The sequence below is a fragment of the Bacteroides sp. 51 genome (genome assembly GCF_010500965.1).
GTDB lineage: Bacteria > Bacteroidota > Bacteroidia > Bacteroidales > Bacteroidaceae > Bacteroides.
This window is the reverse complement of the sequence record NZ_QVMI01000009.1, coordinates 1-1,600: the sequence shown is the minus strand read 5'-3', so window position 1 is coordinate 1,600 and position 1,600 is coordinate 1. Positions and strand designations below refer to the sequence as shown.

The following is a 1,600-nucleotide window of genomic DNA, read 5'->3' as shown; positions in this document are numbered from 1 at the left end:
TAAGTCACTGTTTGTAGATGGGGTAATACAGGTAAAAAAAATAGGAGGTGGTAAGTATATATGCACTAAAGATAGGATTATAATTGTAGAAGTAGTAAACGATGGGAGGCCATTGTGGCAGCAAATATTGGAGGGGTTTATATTAAGTCGCATTAATGATGAAGGGGAAAACTTTATAGGAGCAATAAAGGGAGTAGAATCTTTCCAAAAAAGCGTTAAGAGTTTGGTTACGCACCCAACTCAAAATGAATTGCAAAGGAGCAATTTAAAGAATGCTACAGCCGAGTTTTTAAAAGCAATTTGCAATGATTGGCAACTTAATATGTGTGAGAGTATATCGTTTAGTGGCATCAATGGATCAGACTCTCCTTTTTCTGAAATGGCAGGTTTAAATTATTTGACTCCTTTTCAAGAGAACGATAAGCAGAAAGTCGTATTCATGACTGTGGAGAAGAAGAATCATGCAATGGGGGTTAAACTTGTGATATTTAAAAATGGTTCAGTTCCTGGGTCTAGGCCATCAAAAAAGGAATTATTCACAGAACAAAAGTTCGTAAAAATTTCGAATGTCAAAGTATATAATCAACAGATAGCTCAGAATAATACATGGGTATACAATAATAGTAGCCCCAAAAAAGTGGAAAAAATTAAAACTCCTCGTTGGGCAGAGCCATTAAACTATTATAATTGCTACAAAATAGAAAGAACTGTTCCAGAAAATATTAGGATAAAGGAGTTATTCCCTATATATGAAATGCAGAAATTAAAGTTTAACGATATTCTTAAGCGTTATAAATTATCATGTGTTGTCGAAGAAGATAAAGCCTTCAATTCAAAGATATTTAGTTGCCTTTCAATCTTTGAATTCTTTATTTCAATAATGGAATCTTCATCTGTTAGTCCTGAAATACTTTATAATATAGCCAAGCTTTTGCATGACATTAATGTTTCTCCAGAAAATGGATATTCAACTAATGAGATTAATCGTTTAGCTAAGGAACTCGCTGAATTAACTTCTGGATTCAATAATTTGTTTTCAATCATGGCTAAATCAAAGATAAAACCAAAGAATAATGTTGAAGAGAGAAAAATGTAACATATGAATTGCATTAGCGAACTTGTTTGCCACACCATAATTTACTATATTTGTTCCACAATGAAAAGTAAACTCTTACTCATTATACCCCTGTTCCTATCCCTACCTTGCGCCTTTGCCGGCAATCCTTTCCTTCCTATGATAGGTAAACCCTACGCTGAATATATGATGGAGTTGAAACACATCTATTACAAGCTCGACTATATGGAGCAGGCACAAGCTGATAGCCTTATGGCCTATATGGAAGAGGCTGCTATAATAGCCAATAACAGGACCTGGCAAGCAGAATTAGAAATCTTCCGTATGACATACCGTTTTCGTTATAACACTCGGATAGCAGAAAACCCCACATACACCATCACCCATGCTATCGAAGACTTTAAAACCATTTGTAATAAAGCAAACGAAACAAACGATACCATCACCTATCTGAGAGCACTTCGCGGGTTGATGAACATTTACGTATTAGACAAAGAATACGACAAGGCATTCGAAACCATCAAA

The 1,600-nt window shown here is 34.9% G+C and carries 2 protein-coding genes; both read left to right on the top strand.

Annotation, left to right across the window (positions count from 1 at the left end):
* The coding region (locus tag D0T87_RS08455) for a hypothetical protein (RefSeq protein ID WP_163174699.1) at positions 1-1,096 on the top strand (1,096 nt) is incomplete at its 5' end.
* A gap of 60 nt (positions 1,097-1,156) precedes the next feature.
* Positions 1,157-1,600 (top strand): hypothetical protein (locus D0T87_RS08450; protein WP_163174698.1); only part of this gene is annotated, 444 nt, incomplete at its 3' end.